Annotated in this window: 18 protein-coding genes and 1 pseudogene; all 19 read left to right on the top strand. The window is 44.5% G+C overall.

From position 1 onward, the window contains the following. Window positions 1-47 precede the first annotated feature (47 nt). The 19 genes and pseudogenes from parE (at window position 48) to ACW12G_RS02080 (ending at window position 20,191) form a co-directional block, all read left to right on the top strand. Window positions 48-2,129 carry a DNA topoisomerase IV subunit B gene (gene parE / locus ACW12G_RS02170; protein ID WP_455647171.1) on the top strand — a complete coding sequence of 694 codons (2,082 nt, stop codon included), beginning with the start codon at window positions 48-50 and terminating at the stop codon, window positions 2,127-2,129. A 141-nt stretch (window positions 2,130-2,270) separates the two neighbouring features. Next, window positions 2,271-4,709, top strand: a pseudogene (gene parC / locus ACW12G_RS02165) (DNA topoisomerase IV subunit A). A gap of 48 nt (window positions 4,710-4,757) precedes the next feature. Further along, window positions 4,758-5,663 carry a manganese-dependent inorganic pyrophosphatase gene (locus ACW12G_RS02160; RefSeq protein ID WP_455647170.1) on the top strand — a complete coding sequence of 302 codons (906 nt, stop codon included), beginning with the start codon at window positions 4,758-4,760 and terminating at the stop codon, window positions 5,661-5,663. 162 nt (window positions 5,664-5,825) lie between these two features. Continuing rightward, on the top strand, window positions 5,826-5,975 hold the full coding sequence (rpmG, locus tag ACW12G_RS02155; RefSeq protein WP_010000472.1) for a 50S ribosomal protein L33: 150 nt from the start codon (window positions 5,826-5,828) through the stop codon (window positions 5,973-5,975). Between the two features lies 1 nt (window position 5,976). Beyond that, complete coding sequence (gene rpsN / locus ACW12G_RS02150) at window positions 5,977-6,246, top strand: 30S ribosomal protein S14 (protein WP_010000469.1); 270 nt, start codon at window positions 5,977-5,979, stop codon at window positions 6,244-6,246. A gap of 346 nt (window positions 6,247-6,592) precedes the next feature. Then, a complete protein-coding gene (locus tag ACW12G_RS02145; RefSeq protein ID WP_010003428.1) occupies window positions 6,593-7,069 on the top strand; it encodes a ribosome maturation factor RimP in 477 nt (158 codons plus the stop codon). Between the two features lie 107 nt (window positions 7,070-7,176). Beyond that, window positions 7,177-8,274 (top strand): transcription termination factor NusA, encoded by a 1,098-nt coding sequence (gene nusA / locus ACW12G_RS02140; RefSeq protein ID WP_010000466.1) that lies wholly within the window; start codon window positions 7,177-7,179, stop codon window positions 8,272-8,274. A gap of 57 nt (window positions 8,275-8,331) precedes the next feature. Then, on the top strand, window positions 8,332-8,628 hold the full coding sequence (gene rnpM, locus ACW12G_RS02135; RefSeq protein WP_010000465.1) for an RNase P modulator RnpM: 297 nt from the start codon (window positions 8,332-8,334) through the stop codon (window positions 8,626-8,628). Next, the gene (locus tag ACW12G_RS02130; protein WP_455647169.1) at window positions 8,618-8,938 is read left to right on the top strand and encodes a L7Ae/L30e/S12e/Gadd45 family ribosomal protein; all 321 of its coding nucleotides are present in this window, start codon (window positions 8,618-8,620) and stop codon (window positions 8,936-8,938) included. The genes rnpM and ACW12G_RS02130 overlap by 11 nt, the downstream gene beginning before the upstream one ends. Next, on the top strand, window positions 8,939-11,425 hold the full coding sequence (gene infB / locus ACW12G_RS02125) for a translation initiation factor IF-2 (RefSeq protein ID WP_146975202.1): 2,487 nt from the start codon (window positions 8,939-8,941) through the stop codon (window positions 11,423-11,425). 50 nt (window positions 11,426-11,475) lie between these two features. Further along, a complete protein-coding gene (gene rbfA / locus ACW12G_RS02120) occupies window positions 11,476-11,829 on the top strand; it encodes a 30S ribosome-binding factor RbfA (protein WP_010000461.1) in 354 nt (117 codons plus the stop codon). A gap of 96 nt (window positions 11,830-11,925) precedes the next feature. Beyond that, window positions 11,926-13,104, top strand: coding sequence for an aminotransferase class I/II-fold pyridoxal phosphate-dependent enzyme (locus tag ACW12G_RS02115; protein ID WP_455647168.1), 1,179 nt, complete (start codon window positions 11,926-11,928; stop codon window positions 13,102-13,104). Window positions 13,105-13,118: 14 nt separating this feature from the next. Further along, window positions 13,119-13,634 (top strand): PTS sugar transporter subunit IIA, encoded by a 516-nt coding sequence (locus ACW12G_RS02110; RefSeq protein WP_455647167.1) that lies wholly within the window; start codon window positions 13,119-13,121, stop codon window positions 13,632-13,634. After that, complete coding sequence (gene truB, locus ACW12G_RS02105) at window positions 13,621-14,529, top strand: tRNA pseudouridine(55) synthase TruB (RefSeq protein ID WP_068852332.1); 909 nt, start codon at window positions 13,621-13,623, stop codon at window positions 14,527-14,529. The genes ACW12G_RS02110 and truB overlap by 14 nt, the downstream gene beginning before the upstream one ends. Before the next feature lie 2 nt (window positions 14,530-14,531). Further along, a complete protein-coding gene (ribF, locus tag ACW12G_RS02100) occupies window positions 14,532-15,482 on the top strand; it encodes a riboflavin biosynthesis protein RibF (RefSeq protein ID WP_141308867.1) in 951 nt (316 codons plus the stop codon). 122 nt (window positions 15,483-15,604) lie between these two features. Then, complete coding sequence (gene hrcA, locus ACW12G_RS02095) at window positions 15,605-16,633, top strand: heat-inducible transcriptional repressor HrcA (protein ID WP_068852339.1); 1,029 nt, start codon at window positions 15,605-15,607, stop codon at window positions 16,631-16,633. A 41-nt stretch (window positions 16,634-16,674) separates the two neighbouring features. Then, the gene (grpE, locus tag ACW12G_RS02090) at window positions 16,675-17,247 is read left to right on the top strand and encodes a nucleotide exchange factor GrpE (protein ID WP_455647172.1); all 573 of its coding nucleotides are present in this window, start codon (window positions 16,675-16,677) and stop codon (window positions 17,245-17,247) included. Window positions 17,248-17,336: 89 nt separating this feature from the next. Next, window positions 17,337-19,178 carry a molecular chaperone DnaK gene (dnaK, locus tag ACW12G_RS02085; RefSeq protein ID WP_055307682.1) on the top strand — a complete coding sequence of 614 codons (1,842 nt, stop codon included), beginning with the start codon at window positions 17,337-17,339 and terminating at the stop codon, window positions 19,176-19,178. Between the two features lie 101 nt (window positions 19,179-19,279). Further along, entirely contained in the window at window positions 19,280-20,191 is a 912-nt protein-coding gene (locus ACW12G_RS02080; RefSeq protein WP_455647166.1) for a DnaJ C-terminal domain-containing protein, read from the top strand. Window positions 20,192-20,258 lie beyond the last annotated feature (67 nt).

Genomic DNA, 20,258 nt, shown 5'->3' with positions numbered 1-20,258 from the left:
TTGTTCAATCATGACAATGTTTTAAAATAAGAAAGATATGAGTATTCATGGCAGAAAAAAATCACTATGATTCAGATTCAATAAAAATTCTTGAAGGTTTAGAGGCGGTTCGTAAGCGTCCAGGGATGTACATTGGTTCAACTGACGGCCGTGGTTTGCATCATTTAGTTTATGAAATCGTTGATAATGCAGTGGATGAAGCCTTAGGTGGCTTTGGTAATGATATTCGGGTCACAATCCATGAAAATAATGCCATAACAGTGCAGGATTTTGGCCGTGGGATGCCAGTTGGCATGCACGAATCAGGTAAACCTACGCCTGAAGTTATTTTAACAGTGTTGCATGCTGGTGGGAAGTTTGGTCAAGGTGGCTATGCCACTTCTGGTGGTCTCCACGGGGTGGGGTCATCGGTTGTTAACGCCTTATCTGAAAGTTTGCAAGTCACGATTGTGCGTGATGGTCACAAGTGGCAAGAAGACTTTGTGAATGGGGGACATCCCGTTGATACGCTGCGTGACCTTGGGCCAACGACTGAGCATTCAGGGACAACGGTTAAATTCAAGCCAGATCCGTCATTATTTAGCGCGACAGTCTACAAGTATGACACGTTATCTGAACGTTTACGCGAATCAGCCTTTTTGATGTCAGGCGTGAAGTTTACCTTAACGGACGAACGTGTGCAACCCGCGCGGGTAGAAACGTACCATTATGAAAAAGGGTTAGAATCATTTGTTGGTTTCTTGAATGAAGATAAGGCCACGATTGGCCCAGTCATGACATTTGAAGGCGAACAATCAGGGATTGTGGTTGAAGTTGCAGCGCAATACAATGATGGCTATTCCGAAACTTTGTTGTCATTTGTTAACAATGTGCGGACGCAAGATGGGGGAACCCATGAAGTAGGCTTCCGGACGGCTTGGACAAAAGCCTTTAACGAATATGCCCGTAAGGTCAATTTGTTAAAAGATAAAGATAAAAATCTCGAAGGAACTGACGTGCGTGAAGGCTTAGCTGCCGTTATTTCGCTACGTGTGCCGGAACAATTCTTGCAGTTTGAAGGCCAAACTAAAGATAAGCTGGGGACACCAGAAGCGCGAGGTATTGTGGAGTCCGTTGTCAATGAAACGTTGAGTCGTTTCTTGATGGAAAATGGTGATTTTGGTCAAAATTTGATTCGTAAAGCCATTCGGGCACGAGAAGCGCGTGAAGCAGCGCGTAAAGCCCGCGACGAAAGCCGAACGGGGAAGTCCAAGGGACAAAAAGAACGGCTATTATCGGGTAAGTTAGCGCCTGCGCAATCAAAAGATGCGACGCGTAATGAACTCTTTTTGGTCGAGGGTGATTCAGCCGGTGGTTCTGCTAAGCAAGGCCGTGATCGTAAGTTCCAAGCGATTTTGCCTTTGCGTGGTAAGGTTTTGAATACCGAAAAGGCTAAGTTGGTCGACATTTTAAAGAATGAAGAAATTTCAACGTTGATTTATGCCATTGGCGGTGGTGTTGGGAATGACTTCAAAGTCTCTGATACAGCCTTTGATAAAATCATCATTATGACGGATGCCGATGATGATGGGGCGCACATCCAGACACTCTTGTTGACGTTCTTTTATAAGTACATGCGACCATTGATTGAGGCCGGTCGGGTGTATATTGCCTTACCACCGCTCTACCGCGTGAAATATGCGTCAAAGAAAATGGCTGACCAATTTGCGTGGACAAATGACGAATTGGAAGCGATTACGAGCCAAAGTGATGCGCGTTATGAATTGACACGCTTTAAGGGGCTGGGTGAAATGAATGCGCCACTCCTATGGGAAACAACCATGAATCCTGAAACACGGACTTTGATTCGTGTGAAAATCGATGATGCTGTACTGGCTGAAAAGCGCGTGACAACATTGATGGGCGATAAGGTTGAACCACGTCGTGACTGGATTGAAGCCAATGTTCACTTTACATTAGATGAAGCGGGTTCAATTTTGGATACGGTTGATGGTGATCCGACAAATGGAAGTGACGTATTTGAAAAAGCCCGTCAGCATGAAAATAAACCAGTCGTCGCGACGAAGTCAGCAGCATCAACGGGACCAGTGATTACGAACTGGCAAAATGGACAAGACAACGGCGCTTGATTTTTGCGTTGTTGGGATTAATTTGACGAAAGTCTTAGTCGCCGCGTACGTTTGTGCGCGGCCTTTACATCTGACTTTGCATGCATTCTATTTGAAAGGAAATGTGTCTAATCGTGTGACGGCTGTTAGACACTCGTATATATGGCAGATCGTATAACTGAACTCTCACTGGAAGCAGTGATGGGGGAGCGCTTTGGGCGCTACTCAAAATATATTATTCAAGAACGTGCGTTACCGGATATTCGGGATGGGCTTAAGCCTGTGCAACGGCGGATTCTTTTTGCGATGGACCAAGATGGTAATACGTATGACCATCCTTATCGTAAATCAGCTAAATCTGTTGGAAATGTCATGGGTAACTTCCATCCGCATGGTGACTCATCAATTTATGAAGCGATGGTACGGCTATCACAAGATTGGAAAGTGCGTGAACCGTTAATTGACATGAACGGTAACAACGGGTCAGTCGATAATGATCCAGCAGCGGCGATGCGTTATACCGAAGCGCGTTTGTCCAAGATTGCTGGCGAAATGATGGCTGATTTGGGACAAGAAACGGTTGATATGGTGTTGAACTTTGATGATACGACCTATGAACCAACTGTATTGCCATCACGTATCCCAAGTGTGTTTATTAATGTGGCACCAGGGATTTCTGCGGGTTATGCCACCGAAATCCCACCGCATAACTTAAAAGAAATCAATGCTGCGTTAATTTACTTGTTGGATCATCCTGAGGCACCGTTATCAGCGTTGATGCGCTATGTCAAAGGTCCTGATTTCCCAACTGGTGGGATTATTCAAGGTCTTGACGGGATTAAAAAAGCGTATAAGACAGGACGTGGTAAGATTGTCGTTCGTGCCAAAACGGAAATTTCTGACCTTAAAGGTGGGAAGAAAAAGATTGAAATTACCGAGTTACCTTATGAAGTTGTCAAGTCAAACTTGGTATCAAAAATTGATGCCATTCGCTTGAATAAGGAAGTTGCGGGCATTGCGGAAGTTCGTGATGAATCAGACCGTGAGGGAATGTCAATCGTGATTGAACTCAATAAGGGAACGAATGCCGAAGGTATTTTGACTTATTTGTTCAAGAAGACAGATCTTCAAATTTCTTACAACTTCAACATGGTGGCCATTCACGACCAACGGCCAGTGACGGTTAGTTTAAAGCAAGGCCTACAAGCATTTTTGGATTTCCGAAAAGAAGTCGTGTTGAAGCGTTCTGCCTTCGAATAAGCGAAGGCACAAGCCCGTCAACACATTGTTGAAGGCTTAATTCGGATGTTGTCAATTTTGGATGAGGTCGTGGCCACCATTCGCGCTTCTCAGAACCGTAAGGATGCCACGCAAAACTTGATTGACAAGTTCCAATTCACCCAACCGCAAGCAGAAGCGATTGTAACTTTGCAACTTTATCGTTTGACTAATACAGACGTTACGCAATTAGAAGCCGAATTTGCGACATTAACCGCTAAGATTAATCATTTGAATTTGATTCTAACAGAAGAATCAGCCTTAAAAGATGTGATTCGTGAGGAATTGACAGCCATTACGAAAACGTATACTACCCCACGTCGCTCACAAATTGAAGCTGAAGTGGAAGATTTGGTTATTGATACAGCAGTTACGATTGCCGAAGAAGATGTCCAAGTATTGGTTTCCCGTAATGGTTACTATAAGCGGGCCTCATTGCGTTCTTATAAAGCATCAGATGCTGACAATGGGTTGGCTGACGATGATTTGCCAGTCTTTGTGGGTCAGTTAAATACCACGCAACATTTGTTTATGTTCACGAATAAGGGGAGTGTCATTTACCGGCCAGTTCATGAATTACCAGACTTCAAGTGGAAAGATACTGGCGAACATTTCTCACAACAGCTAGCTAATTGGCGACCAGATGAATATGTGATCCAAGTGGTCGCAATTGATCATCTGGCACAAGGTGGGGCGTTTACTATCGTGACAAATGATGGGCTCATCAAGCAAACAGCCTTAGCTGACATGGTGCCTAAAGCTTATAAGAAGAAGACGGCAATGGCCATTAAGCTCAAGACTGATGATAGTCAGGTTGTCAATGTGGCTTATACGCCAACCGTTACGGATCAAGATGTACTCTTGCTATCACACAATGGTGTTGGGTTACGCTTTGGGCTAAGTGATGTACCAGAAATTGGTGCCCGTACGGCGGGTGTCAAGGCGATGGATCTTCGCGGGGATGATACCATTCAGGCTGCCTTAATGGTGACCTCACCAGATCAACAGGTTGCCATTGTGGCGGAAAACGGCGCCTTTAAATACATGCCTGTTGCTGAAATTAACCATTCAAAGCGTGCCAATAAAGGCTTATTGATCTTTACACAAAAGAAGACTGTGCCTTATCATGTGGCGGCTGCGACATTGTTTGATCAAGATGTGACCGCACTAGAAATTTTGACAAGCCGCTGGCAAGTACAAGATTTACAGTTAAGTGACTACAGTCCTTCACAACGTGTGGGTAACGGCCAATATGTTGTGGACGTGAAGAAAAACGGCACGCCTTGGCTGGTTCGGCCTTTGGCGATTGCTGGGACAAAATAATTTTTTTCTGCTAAAATAAACGTATATTGAACGAGGAGACATTCACGCATGGCTAAAACTTTAGTTTTCGGACATAAAAACCCAGATACAGATACAATTGCTTCAGCAATTGCTGCCAGTTACTTCTTAAACCAAATTGGTGAAGAAACAGAAGCAGTTGCACAAGGCACACCCAATGCGGAAACGCAATTTGCTTTGGACTATTTCAAGGTTGCTGCACCGCGGGTGGTGACGTCAGCGGACACAGATACAGTCGTCTTGGTTGATCATAACGAAGCAGCGCAATCAGTTGATAACTTGGCTGATGTCACTGTAACGGGTATTTATGACCATCATAAGTTTGCCTTTACAAATGCAACACCACTTTATATTATTGCTAAGCCATGGGGCTCAGTCGCAACAATCTTGTATTACGAATTCAAGCAAGCACAAATGGCTATCCCAGCAGACGTTGCTGGTTTGTTAGCTTCAGCAATTATTTCAGATACATTGTTGTTAAAGAGTCCAACAACTACAGACTTTGATGTTACAGCTTTGAAGGCTGTGGCTGACATTGCTGGTCTTGAAGACTACGAAGCTTATGGTTTGGCCTTGTTGAAGGCGGGTACAGATTTGTCATCACGCACGGATAAGGAATTGATTGATGGCGATGCCAAGTCATTTGACATGGGTGGTCACCAATTCCGCATTGGTCAAGTCAACACAGTAGCCATTGAAGATGTGTTGTCACGTCAAGCTGGTATTGAAGCGGCGATGACTGAAGAAGGCTATGACAACTTCTTGTTTGTGATTACAGACATTTTGAATTCAAATTCAAAGGCCATTTTCTTGGGTGAAACAACAGCTGCTGTAGAAGCTGCGTTTGATGGCCAATTGGTTGACAACGTGATCGACTTGCCAGGTGTTGTCTCACGTAAGAAGCAAGTTGTTCCACCACTTGAAGCACAATTTTAAGTCGTGATACCGTGAGTTGTTGGGCAGGGATTATTTAATTTTAACGAACAGGTTTTCGTCAAAATTGATAAAAACGCTTTACACTGATGGGCGGTTCATGTATAATAACTAATTGTATTGACAAGCAAATAATTTTAACAAACCACATTAAGGAGTAAGGATATGCGTATTCACGTGATTCTAGGAAATGATGAAACTGGTGAACGTATTTACTTGACGTCTAAAAACCGTCGTAATACACCAGATCGTCTTGAGTTGAAGAAGTACTCACCAAAACTTCGCAAAGTTGTAACATTTAAGGAGATTAAGTAATATGGCAAAGAAGTCAAAGATTGCTAAGGCACAAAAGCGTGAAGCTTTGGTTGCAAAGTATGCTGAAAAGCGTGCAGCATTGAAGGCGGCTGGCGATTACATCGGTTTGGCTGCATTGCCAAAGGATTCATCTCCAGTACGCGTACACAACCGCGATTTGATTGATGGTCGTCCTCACGCTTACATGCGTGAATTCGGTATGTCACGTTTGAACTTCCGTCAATTGGCACACAAGGGTCAAATTCCTGGTGTGCGTAAGGCTTCTTGGTAAGATCAAGTTTTCGTTGAAATTGCGTAACTTACACCGGTAAGCATTACGTGGGCGCGTTAAAAGTCAATTATTATAGCATCAGCTAAATACAGTGACTGCCTCAATGAGCATAGCGAATGGGGTCATAAAGGTTCACACACAAGTAAAACCACAGCAATGTGGTTTTTTGTTTGGTCAAAAATAGCATGTTGTTTGCACTTTCTTAAAAATTGCGCTATACTAGAGAGTGTTAATTTACATAGATATTGTAAATGAGCGGGTCACAGTATATGGGGCCGGCTCATTTTTTATGAAATTGGCACTTGCTTGCAATACAGATACAAATTCATCAAAGGAGGGTAGGTAAATGGCAAATAAAGTCGAACAAGAAATCACGGCATTGATCACACCGATCTTAGTTGAACAAAACGATTTATTGTGGGATTTAACCTATACAAAAGAAGGTGGCCAAAAGATTTTGCGGATTATGGTTGATAAACCTGATCATGCTTTTATCACGATGGCAGACATTACGGACTTTACCCAGGCCGTTAACGAACTTTTGGATACGGTTGAGCCAGATCCAATTCCGGAAGCATATTTATTGGATATCTCATCACCTGGTGCCGATCGGCCATTAAAGCAGCCTTGGCATTATCGTTGGGCTCAGGAAGCTGACGAAACAATCCTAGTTGCGCTCTTTGCAGCCAAAGAAGGCCAAAAGAAGTGGCAAGGGAAAGTGAAATCTGTGACTGATGATGGGATTGTTTTGTCAACAGCGCAGGGTGACTTATCGCTTCAATTTGATGAAATTGCTAAAGCAGTGCTGGATATCCAGTTTTAACGCAACGGGTTGATCCTGTTGTTAAAGGGTTTTGATTGTTGTATCAATACAAAGCTGGCAATCGTTGCCGGAAGAAAGCACACTATTAATTAAATGAGGATAGGCGAATGAGTAAAGAATTAGTCGACGCGCTCGATGCCCTTGAAGCTGAACGCGGGATTGAACGCGCGGTTGTGATTGAAGCCTTGGAAGACGCCTTAAGAGCAGCTTACAAGAAGCAATACAATGCAGAACAGAATGTTGAAGCCGTTTTTGACACTAAAAAAGGGAATGTTGCCATTAAGCAAGTCAAAGTCGTTGTCTTAGACGAAGATTTTGAAAACGAAGATACGGAAATTCCTTTGGAAGATGCTTTGGCAATTAACCGTGCCTATGAACCAGGCGATGAAATTCGTTTTGATGTCACACCAAAAGATTTCGGTCGGATGGCCGCACAAGCCGCAAAGCAAGTGATTGTGCAAAAAATGCGTGAAGCTAGCCGCGAAGCGATTTATAATAAGTTTGCGGACTATCAAGATGAAATCATCACGGGTGAAGTTGATCGTCAAGATACACGTTTCTTGTACTTGACTTTGCCTGGTAATCAAGAAGCAGCCATGGCACCGGCTGATCAAATGCCAAACGAACATTACCGAATGGGTGATCGTATCAAGGTTTTGGTCAACAAAGTTGAAAATAATGCTAAGGGCCCACAAATCTTTGTGTCACGGACAGCGCCTGACTTGGTTAAGCGTTTGTTTGAACAAGAAGTACCAGAAGTGTATGACGGTACAGTTGAAATCATGAGTATCTCACGTGAAGCGGGCGATCGCTCAAAGATTGCGGTTTATACGCATGATGCTGACCTTGACCCAGTTGGGGCTATGGTTGGGCAACGTGGTGCCCGTGTACAAGCCGTTGTTAACGAACTTGGCGGCGAAAACATGGACATTGTGGAATGGGTGGAAGACGAAGCGCAATATATTGCCAACGCCTTGAACCCATCAGAAGTCACAGATGTGATTTTTGATCCAGAAAATGACCGTGCTGTCACAGTCATTGTACCAGACAATCAATTATCATTAGCAATTGGTAAGAAGGGCCAAAACGCCCGTTTGGCAGCCCGCTTGACTGGCTTTAAGATTGATATCAAATCTGAATCTGAGGCCGCTAACAGTCTGGTAGCGGAAGCACCAGTTGTTGTCGAAGACGAAACAAACGAGTAATCTGATAGAAAGGAAACGTGTTTCTGCTCAAACGGGCACAAAGACACGCTAGATATTATGAAACCTAGAAAAATACCTATGCGAAAAGACATCGTTACCGGTGAAATGTTTCCTAAAAAAGAACTTGTGCGTGTTGTGCGCGACAAAGAAGGACATGTGAGCTTAGACCCCACATCAAAAGCCAATGGTCGCGGTGCTTATATTGGTTTGGATCGTGAGATTGCAGCCATTGCAAAGAAAAAGCGCATTTTTGATAGAGCATTTGAGGTGAAGATTCCCGATGAGTTTTATGACGAACTTATCGCTTATGTTGACCATCAACAAGCGCGACGGGAGTTGTTTGGTGATAAGTAAAGACGACCAAATTTTAAATCTCCTTGGCTTAGCCATGCGTGCCGGTAAGTTAGTATTGGGTTCTGATCCCACATTAACGGCCATTCGTGGCAATAAAGTACAACTGGCTTTTTTTCCAAGTGATGGTGGCCAAAGTCAAGCAAAAAAATTCGCTGATAAAGCAGCGTTTTATCATGTCACACTGATTCAAGACTATACCAAAGCGCAATTAACCGATGCTATCGGCGTAAATCGCAGTGTATTTGCGATTGCGGATCACGGTTTTAGTCGCAAAATTAAACAATTAATTTCAGAAAAGGAGCGGAACTAAATGGCAGAAGAAAAGAAATTCTCAGGCTCAAACCGTCCTGCACGAAAACAGGCAGTCCCAGAACGTAAGGAATTGCCCGCATCACAACGCCGTCATGCGGCAAAATTGACAGAAGGATCAGCCTCACAAGCAGGTGCTGGTTCACGGTCAAGTCGTCCCGCACGCCCAAATAATGGTCAAGGACAAACACGCAATGCCGCTCGTCCAAATGGTACGGCAGCTAGTCGTCCTAACAATGGTGGTAACCGTAATAGCCGTCCTGGCTCACGTTTACAACCAACTGGTGGTCGCCCAGAAATTCGCGAAAAGAAGAGCTGGTCAACTAAGCCACGTGAAGGCCAAGTGGATTACTCAAAGCAAACAGATAATAGCTTGAAGCAATACGTGAGTGAAAACGAAAAGCGTAAGCAAGCTGCCGCTGCGGCTAAGGCACCTAAGAAGCCTGCTGCACCAGCAAAAGCTGCTGCAAAGCCAACTGATGCTAAGAAGCCTGCTGCTAAGGCAGCAACGACAACAACGGCACCAGCAGCTGGCGCAGGTAAGTTTGGTGGTGCTTTGGCATCTGGCAACAACTCAGCGCGCAATAACTCGCGTAAGCGCAATACCAATGGTACTGGGCAACAAACACCACGTCGTAACGATAAGCCACGTGGTTCAAAGAAGTCACGTCGTATTGCGGCTAAGAAGGGCCCAGTAACGCCAGTGACTGAACGTAAGGAACAGCCACTACCACAAGTATTGGAATACCGTATTGGTATGAACGTGCAAGACTTGTCAAAGTTGTTGCACCGTGACACTGCTGAAATTATCAAGAAGTTGTTCTTGTTAGGCATTGTGACCAACCAAAACCAATCATTGGATTCAGATACCATTGAAATTTTGGCAGCCGATTATGGCATCGATGCGCAAGTGAAGGAAGAAGAAGACGTCGCTGATATCGATAAGTTCTTTGATGAAGATAACATCGATGAAGACAAGTTGGTATCACGTCCGCCAGTTGTTACCATCATGGGACACGTCGATCACGGTAAGACAACTTTGTTGGATTACTTGCGTAACTCAAACGTGACAGAAGGCGAAGCCGGCGGTATCACACAACATATTGGTGCTTATCAGACACAACTTAACGGTAAGACAATCACCTTCTTGGATACACCTGGTCACGCGGCCTTTACGGAAATGCGTGCGCGTGGTGCTAACGTGACTGATTTGACGATTTTGGTTGTGGCGGCCGATGACGGTGTCATGCCACAAACAATTGAAGCTATCAACCACGCCAAGGCGGCTGAAACACCAATCATCGTTGCCGTTAACAAGATTGATAAGCCAGGGGCTAACCCTGATGATGTCATGAACCAATTGATGGCCTATGATTTGGTGCCTGAAGAATATGGTGGTGACACAATCTTTGTTAAGATTTCAGCGAAGTTTGGTCAAAATGTTGACGAATTGTTGGAAATGATCTTGTTGCAAGCTGAAGTGCTTGAATTGAAGGCCGATCCTGATATGCCAGCACGTGGTTCAGTTGTTGAAGCACGTTTGGACAAGGGTCGTGGTCCAGTGGCAACTGTCTTGGTACAACAAGGCACAATGCGTGTCGGTGACCCAATTGTTGTGGGTAACACTTATGGCCGTGTCCGGACAATGACTAATGAACGTGGCGTTGAACTGGAAGAAGCTTTGCCAGCCACACCAGTTCAAATTACTGGTTTGAACGATGTGCCACAAGCTGGTGATCGTTTCATCGTTATGGCAGATGAAAAGACAGCGCGTGCCGCTGGTGAAGAACGTGCTAAGCGTGCGCAAGAAGCAGTCCGTAACTCAGGTTCTGTTGTGACTTTGGATACATTGTTTAGCACAATGTCTGAAAAGGCCATGAAGACAGTGCCAGTTATCGTGAAGGCGGATGTGCAAGGTTCTGTTGAAGCACTTTCTGGTTCATTGAAGAAGATTGAAGTCGATGGCGTACGTGTGGATATCATCCATACAGCTGCTGGTGCAATTAATGAATCTGATGTCACTTTGGCATCAGCATCAGGCGCTATTATTATTGGCTTCAACGTTCGTGCAACACCATTGGCCAAGGCGCAAGCTGATTCTGATAAGGTTGACATTCGCTTCTACAACGTCATTTATAACGCAATTGATGATGTTGAAGCAGCCATGAAGGGTCAACTTGAACCTGTTTATGAAGAGAAGGTTATTGGAACTGTTCTCGTTAAGGAACTGTTCAAGTTCTCTAAGGTTGGCATTATTGCCGGTGCGATGGTTGAAGAAGGTAAGATTACCAAGGACTCAAAGGTTCGTATCATGCGTGATAGCGTTGTGGTTTATGATGGCGAAGTGGCCTCATTGCAACGTGGTAAAGACGCTGTGAACGAAGTGAAGATGGGCTACGAGTTCGGCTTTACAGTATCAAAGTTCAACGATATTCGCGTCGGTGATGTTGTTGAATCATATATCATGGAAGAAGTTAAGATAAAGTAAGCCAATTGGCACTTTATCGCTTGTATTAAAAGAAAAAGGGGGCACAAGTTATGGCTAATCCACAACGTGCAGGTCGCCTCGCACAAGAAATCCAACGTGACGTGACGGATCTTTTGCTTAAGCGGATCAATGATCCACGCGTAAAAGACGTGACGGTAACGAGTGTTGAATTGTCAGGTGATTTGCAAATTGCAACAATTTATTATTCAATCTTGTCTGATTTGGCAAGTGATGGGCAAAAAGCGCAAGCTGGTTTGGAAGCAGCAAGTGGCTTGATCCGTAAGGAATTAGGGGCACGCTTGACGGTTTACAAGACACCTGAATTACGCTTTGTTCGTGATCAATCTGTCCAATATGGTAATCATATTGAAGATTTGATTCGTAAGCTACATGCTGAAAATTAATAAATGATAACATCTCAACGCTACTCTAAAAGGGGTAGCGTTTTTTGTGTTAGAATAGACTTATATTAATTTGACTAAAAAATGAGGACTTCGAAAATGACAAGCTTGCCACAATCTTTAAACCCAATCATTGCCGATATGGCACCTGATCGGTTATTGGGCTTTCAAGAAAAAGTGCGCGATATTCCAGGTGTGTTAAAGCTGACGTTTGGTGAGCCTGGTTTTGCAGTTGATGATCGTATCAAACAGGCAGCGGTTGCGGAGATTGAAGGTGATCGTTCACACTACGCTGAGAGCCAAGGTGAACGGGCATTACGCTTGGCAGCAGTCGATTATTTTAATCAAGCCTATCATTTAAATTATGCTGGTGAAGAAAATGTGATTGTCACGCTGGGTGTTAGTGAAGCCATCAACGTGGTTTTCCATACCTTGTTGGCCGATGGAGACGGGTTATTAATGCCTGAACCAGCTTACGGGCCATACTTTACATCGTTAGAATTGGCGCGTGGGACACGGATTACTATTGATACCACGGCTAATCGCTTTAAGCTAACGCCAGAAATGGTTGAAGAAGCGATTGCCAAGGCAACGGTACCAGTGCGGGCGATTTTGATGAATTACCCAACCAATCCAACGGGCGTAACCTATTCACGTGATGAAATTATGGCATTGGCCACCACGTTCAAAAAGCATGGGATTTGGGTCATCTCGGATGAAATTTATGCGGTGCTGACTTATGATCAAGAACACGTGTCATTTGCGGAAATTATTCCTGATCAAACGATTTATATTAATGGTTTATCAAAGTCACATGCGATGACAGGTTATCGCGTCGGCTTTATCTTGGGGGCCGCAGAAGTAATTGCGCAAATGCAAAAAGTCCACGGGGCGTTGACGTTTGCCATTCCAACGTTTATTCAAGATGCCGCATTGGTCGCCTTGCGCGATGTGACCACAGCGCCACAAGCAATGCGTGATGTTTACAAAAAGCGACGTGATCGCATTTTGCCACAATTAGTTGCGTTAGGTTTTGATGTCGTGGCACCAGAAGGGGCGTTTTATTTGTTTGCCAAGTTACCAGCTGATTTAGGGGATGATGGCGATGAATTTGCGTTACAGTTAGCAAAAGAAGGTAAAGTTGCCGTGATTCCAGGGTCTGGTTTTAGTGCGGCGGCCAAAGCTTATATCCGGATCTCTTATGCAGCATCCGATGAAGATTTGGATGAGGGTATGCGACGGTTGACAGCTTATATTAAGCAACGTCGTGAGAATTAAGTGAGAGGTAGTCTATGAACTGGTGGCAAAATTTATTTATATCATCCAGCAAGCACGCAACAGTGGCATCAACCGGACAATTAAATGCTGTTCAGATTGCGCGTAAATCGGAATTGCCTGTCATTGTGGCACCAGTCACGGGACAATTGCAAAGAATTACGCTCGATAATGACCAGTTAAACAAGCGTCATGGTTTTATGATGATTCCAAACGGCCGTGATATCATGTCACCAGTGGCAGGGATTGTCACAGATGCGGTACCACAGGCGATCACAATTCGCAGTGAACGTTACGGAACTGTTACCGTGCAAGTGATGTGTGAAAAGGCTCAGGATGTCAGATTGGCATCTTATCGTACGGGGCAACAATTACACGCAGGCGATTTGATTGGTTCAGTTCGTCAGCACGATCAGTCTGTTCGCGTGTATGTCTTATTTGAAACGCAGGCGACGCCATTTGTCAGCTATGGTGCAGTTTATGCTGGACAAAATATCTGGCGGTCGCAAGAGGAAATCGATGCAAAAGAATAATCCAGTTGACGGCATCTTGGTCGTCAATAAACCAAAAGGGGTCACGTCATTTGACGTCGTGGCCAAAGTAAGACGCGCTGTCGGTCAAAAAAAGGTCGGTCATGCTGGGACTTTAGATCCCAATGTTGATGGTGTCTTAGTCGTCGCTTTGGGAAAAGCAACCAAACTAATTGATGAATTACAAGCACGACCAAAACGTTATATCGGCGAAATTACGTTAGGTTTTGCAACAGAAACTGAAGACCTTGACGGGGACGTGGTAGCCGAACAACCGATTACAACGCCTTATACGGACGCGGCCATTGATCAGGCTATTGCGCAATTGAACGGGCCAATTCAACAAGTACCACCGATGTTTTCAGCTGTTAAAGTCGCCGGCAAACGTCTATATGAATACGCACGGGCAGGTGAAACTGTGACGCGACCAGTTCGTGATGCCATGATTTATGATTTTCATCGGACATCAGCAGTGCGTTATCAGCAACAACAGCAAAAATTTAACTTTGAAGCAACAGTGTCAAAAGGGACGTATATTCGGACCCTGGCCGTTGACACTGGCAAACAATTAGAAGTCCCAGCGACCATGACCAGCTTAACGCGAACGATGGGGAGTGGGATGCCTTTGTCAGCGGCAACGCCATTAGAAACGATCACGTCGTTGCCACGAGAAGATGTCTTAAAGCTAGTCGTCCCCATTCAAACGGTGTTGACATGGCCGGTGAAAGCTTTGACGGATGACGAGTGGTTTGCGGTCAAAAACGGGCAAAAAATCACCACCTGGCCAGCGGCCGACACTTATTTGCAGTTAACTTATCAAGGGGAATTAAAGGCAGTTTATGCGTATCAAGCTGCTGAACACCACTGGCAATCACGCTACGTGTTTACAAACGAATAACTATGATAGAAACCGTTCCGTTACATTATCCAATTCAAAATTTTGAACCATCGCAACCTCAAGTGGTGACGATGGGCTTTTTTGATGGGGTCCATTTGGGTCATCAAGCAGTGATACAAGCAGCTAAAGCGGAAGCTGATCGGTTAGGGGTACCGCTAGCGGTCCTAACTTATGATCCGCATCCGATTGTGGTGTTTAAGACCCTCACGCAGCCCTTACATTATTTAACGCCACTTGATCAAAAGGTGGCCTTATTTGAAGCGCTGGGCGTTGATCGCGTGTATGTGATGCGCTTTACCTCGCAATTGGCACAACTTGCGCCCCAGCAGTTCGTCGATGAGGTGCTATTGCCCTTACAACCAATGACTGTGGTTGCGGGGTTTGATCACCTCTATGGTGGTGATCAACAGACGGCCAATATGCAAGTATTAGATCAGTACGCCGCCAACCGCTTTGATGTGATTACGGTACCACCTTTTGAAGAGGCACACCAAAAAGTAGGCTCTTCGGCAATCCGACGTGCGTTAGACGCTGGCGATATGCAAACAGTTAATCATCAGTTAGGGCGTGTTTATCAAACGACTGGCACAGTTGTTCATGGTGAAGCACGCGGACGTGAGTTGGGTTTCCCCACGGCTAATATTCAAACACCAGAATTAGAATGGCTGCCTGGTATTGGGGTTTATGTGGTTGGGATTGAAATTGCTGGACAGTGGTATCAAGGGATGGCAAGTATCGGCCGAAACGTCACATTTGGTGATGCCCGACCAATCACTGTTGAAATCAACATTTTAGATTTCAAACAACAAATTTATGGGGAAGCGGTGACGGTTGCTTGGCATCATTACTTACGCGGCGAAGTCAAATTCACGTCGGTACCTGATTTAATCACGCAGTTACAGCACGATGAACAGGCGACACGACAGTATTTTAAAGCACTTAACAAGCGTTAAGTGCTTTTTATTTGGCACTCGAATAAAAAGAGTGCTAAAATGCTTGCATTTTTTTCGGAAAGGGTGTATGATAATAGATGTTAGCAGTTGGTATCTATGAGTGCTAAAACGGAGGTGATGGCATGCTAACAGAAAGACAAAAATTAATTTTAAGCGCCATCATTTACGAGTACACACACACTGCGCGAGCAGTCGGGTCGAAAAGTTTGCAGGAACAGCTTGATATTAAAGTGAGTTCCGCAACAATTCGTAATGAAATGGCTGCATTAGAGTCAGCTGATCTGATTAAAAAACTACATACTTCAGCGGGACGGGTACCGTCATGTGCTGGTTATCGCTATTATCTCGATCACCTCATGGCGACACGTCCCGCAACACAGCAAGATGTGGCGATGGTGATGCATTCGTTTCGTGGGATTTTTCATGAAATTGATGACTTGCTTGACGAAGCTGCGCGGACGCTATCGGAATTAACCGGCGCAACCGCTTTGATTTTGAAGCCAAAAGGGTTAAACATCAAAGTGTCTGGGTTCCGTTTGGTGCCGTTGGAGAATCATCAGTTAATTGCCGTGCTGGTAACCAGTGACGGTAAAGTGACCAGTCAGACATTCAAATTACCGCGCGAGTTAGCGATATCATCGTTAGATAGTATGGTTAAGTATATCAATGATCAGATGATTGGCCATCCGATTTTGGAAGTGTTGCAACTGATGCAATCAGATGAGTTGCCAACGCAAATGAATCGGGTGATTAAGACACCAGCTGCCTTCTTGCAATTGTTTGGCGACGTCTTAGCACGATCGATTGGCGATAATGTGCATATTGGTGGTCGATTGAACGTGTTGGATTTTGGTGAAAATGTTGATGAAACACAGAAAGTGAAGCATTTGCTAGAGTTTCTGTCATCAGCACCTGATATCCGACGTGTGGCGACAGCTGTCCCACATCAGGTGACAGTTAAGATTGGGCAAGAAATCGATGAACCCTTATTACAATCCTTTAGCTTGATTACGAGTGCCTTTCAGGTACCAAATCAAGGGGATGGGGTGATTGCATTACTTGGCCCAATTCGGATGCCTTATGCGCGCAACGTCTTGTTGATGGATGCCTTTGGTGAAGCGTTAAGCCAAAAGATGCTCGAATATACATAAATTAGGAGGTCACTTACGTGGCAGATGAAGCGAAAGAAGCAATGAAGAACGACGAAGAAATCGTTGTAGAAGATGGCGCAGTTGATGATGAAGCTGTAACGGAACAAATCGAAGCAGAAACTGATGTTTTGCAAGAAGATGAAGCACCAGTAGAAAGCTCAGAAGCAAGTCAAATTGCAGACCTTGAAGCTAAGGTTGCGGAATTAGAAGACAAGCTGTTGCGTTCGCAAGCGGAAATTCAAAATATTCAACAACGTCATGCCCGCGAAGTGCAAAATGTGCGCAAGTATGATGGTCAGAAATTGGCCGGCGCAGTTTTGCCAGCGGTTGACAATCTTGAACGCGCATTGCAAGTTGAAGCAGATGATACAGTAACAAAGCAAATTAAAACAGGTGTTGAAATGACACTGAAGACATTGGTGCAAGCCTTAGCTGATAATGGTATTTCGGCAACGGGTGAAGTTGGGGAAGCATTTGACCCAACGAAGCACCAAGCCATTCAAAGTGTTGCCTCAGAGGATGTTGCGTCTGATGAAATTGCCGCTGTTTTGCAAAAAGGCTATATGATTCAAGATCGCGTCCTTCGACCAGCAATGGGTGCCGTGGCGAAATAACAATAATAGTAATGGTGATTCAGCATGTGCACCACACCTTAAAAAGTTAAAAAAATAAAAGATTAAAAAAGTAAAGGAAGAATTAATTCATGTCAAAGATTATCGGTATTGATTTAGGAACAACAAACTCAGCAGTTGCCGTCCTTGAAGGTGGCGAACCAAAGATCATCACAAACCCAGACGGCGGTCGTACAACACCATCTGTTGTGTCATTTAAGAATGGCGAAACACAAGTTGGTGACGTGGCTAAGCGTCAAGCCATCACAAACCCTGACACAATTATTTCAATTAAGTCACACATGGGTGAAGCTGGCTACAAGGTCAACGTTGACGGTAAGGACTACACACCACAAGAAATCTCAGCCATGATTTTGCAATACATCAAGGGTTATGCTGAAGATTACTTGGGTGAAAAGGTTGAAAAGGCTGTTATCACAGTGCCTGCTTACTTCAACGATGCACAACGTCAAGCAACTAAGGATGCTGGTAAGATTGCCGGTCTTGAAGTTGAACGTATCATTAACGAACCAACAGCCGCTGCGTTGGCTTACGGTTTGGACAAGTTGGATAAGGATGAAAAGATCCTTGTTTACGACTTGGGTGGTGGTACATTCGATGTGTCTATCCTTGAATTAGGTGATGGTGTCTTTGAAGTTTTGTCAACAAATGGTGACACACACCTTGGTGGTGATGACTTCGATAACAAGATCATTGATTACTTGGCTGAACAATTCAAGGCTGAAAATGGCATTGATTTGAAGGAAGACAAGTTAGCTTTGCAACGTTTGAAGGATGCCGCAGAATCAGCTAAGAAGACGTTGTCTTCAGCAACTGAAGCACAAATTGATTTGCCATTTATTGCTTCAGGTGACCAAGGCCCATTGCACTTGCAAACATCATTGACACGTGCAAAGTTCAACGAATTGACAGCTGACTTGATCAAGAAGGCTGAACAACCAGTTTTGAATGCTTTGAAGGATGCTGGTTTGTCATTCTCAGACATCGATGAAGTCATCTTGAACGGTGGTTCAACACGTATTCCAGCCGTACAAGAATCTGTTAAGAAGTTGACTGGTAAGGAACCTAACCACTCAATCAACCCTGATGAAGCGGTTGCCCTTGGTGCAGCGGTTCAAGGTGGTGTGATTACTGGTGACGTGAAGGACGTTGTCTTGTTGGATGTGACACCTTTGTCATTGGGTATCGAAACAATGGGTGGTGTCTTCACAAAGTTGATCGATCGTAACACAACGATCCCAACATCAAAGTCACAAGTCTTCTCAACAGCTGCCGACAACCAACCAGCCGTTGATATCCATGTCTTGCAAGGTGAACGTTCAATGGCGGCCGACAACAAGACTTTGGGTCGTTTCCAATTGTCAGATATTCCTGCTGCAAAGCGTGGTGTGCCACAAATCGAAGTGACATTTGACATTGACCGTAACGGTATTGTTTCTGTTTCTGCCAAGGATTTGGGTACGCAAAAGGAACAAAAGATTACGATCCAAGCCGCTGGTGGTTTGACTGATGAAGAAATCGAACAAATGATGAATGATGCAAAGGCTAACGAAGAAGCCGATGCAAAGAAGAAGGCAGCCGTTGATACACGCAACGAAGCTGACCAATTGATCTTCTCAACAGAAGCCACACTTGAAGAAGTGGGTGACAAGTTGGAAGAAGATGCTAAGAAGGCAACAAAGGATGCCCTTGAAGCATTGAAGCAAGCTAAGGAAAAGGTCGGCGACGATGTTGAAGCTGACTTGACTGAATTGAAGGAAAAGTCAGAAGCATTGGCTAAGGCTGCACAAGAATTAGCAATGAAGCTTTACCAACAAGCTGCTCCACAAGAAGGTGCTGAAGGTGAAGCAAAGCCAAAGGATGATAACACAGTTGATGGTGACTTCGAAGAGGTTGACCCATCAAAGAAGTAATCCTTTGACGATAAATCAATTCGTGACGATCATTTAAGCATAAACGAACCGCATCCAACTGGATGCGGTTCGTGTACATAATATGGAAAAGGAGCGGGCTGTTGAATAATACAGAATACTATGACCGTCTTGGCGTTGATAAGAATGCCAGCCAAGATGATATTAAAAAAGCATACCGAAAATTATCAAAAAAGTATCATCCTGACTTGAACCAAGAACCAGGTGCCGAAGAAAAGTACAAAGAGGTTCAAGAAGCCTTTGAAACGTTAGGCGATCCCCAAAAGCGTGCCCAATATGACCAATTTGGTCCAGCCGGCGCCAATGGTGGCTTTGGTGGCCAAGGCTTTGGTGGTTACCAACAAGGTGGCTTCGGGGACTTCTCTGATTTGGGTGATATTTTCAGTCAAATGTTTGGCGGCGGCTTTGATCCGAACCGACCACGCAAGGGACAAGATTTACAATACCGGATGCGCTTAAGCTTCGAAGAAGCCATTACTGGTAAGGAAGAAATCATCAAGTTTAATCGTGGTGATGGCCCTCATGAAATTAAGGTGACAGTTCCAGCCGGTGTTGAAACAGGTCAACAAATGCGTCTGGCTGGAATAGGTGAAGAAGGCGTTAACGGAGGCCAACGGGGTGAATTGTTCGTGGTCTTCCAAGTTGCCCCTTCAAAGGACGGCTTTGAACGTGATGGTGCTGATGTCTTCCTTGAACAAAAGATTAGTTTCACGAGTGCTGCCTTAGGGGATGAAATTCAAGTTAAGACAGTACAAGGTGACGTGAAGTTGAAGATTCCTGCTGGTACGCAAACAGGTAAGCAATTCCGTTTGCGCGGTAAGGGTGCGCCACGTCTACGTGGTACAGGCAATGGTGACCAGTATGTCACAATCTTTGTTGAAGTGCCAACGTCAATGACTAAGGATCAAAAGAAGGCCTTGGAAGCCTTCCAAGAAGCCATGACTGGTAAAAAGAAGAAAAGTTTCTTTGATAAGTTAGAAGAATTAACAGAATGAAGACGATAAAACGCACGGGGAGACCCGTGTGTTTTTTTATTGATGATAAAAAAATGAGATTTTATGT

Source organism: Leuconostoc sp. (genome assembly GCF_965300815.1).
This window is presented reverse-complemented; position numbering and strand designations above follow the sequence as displayed.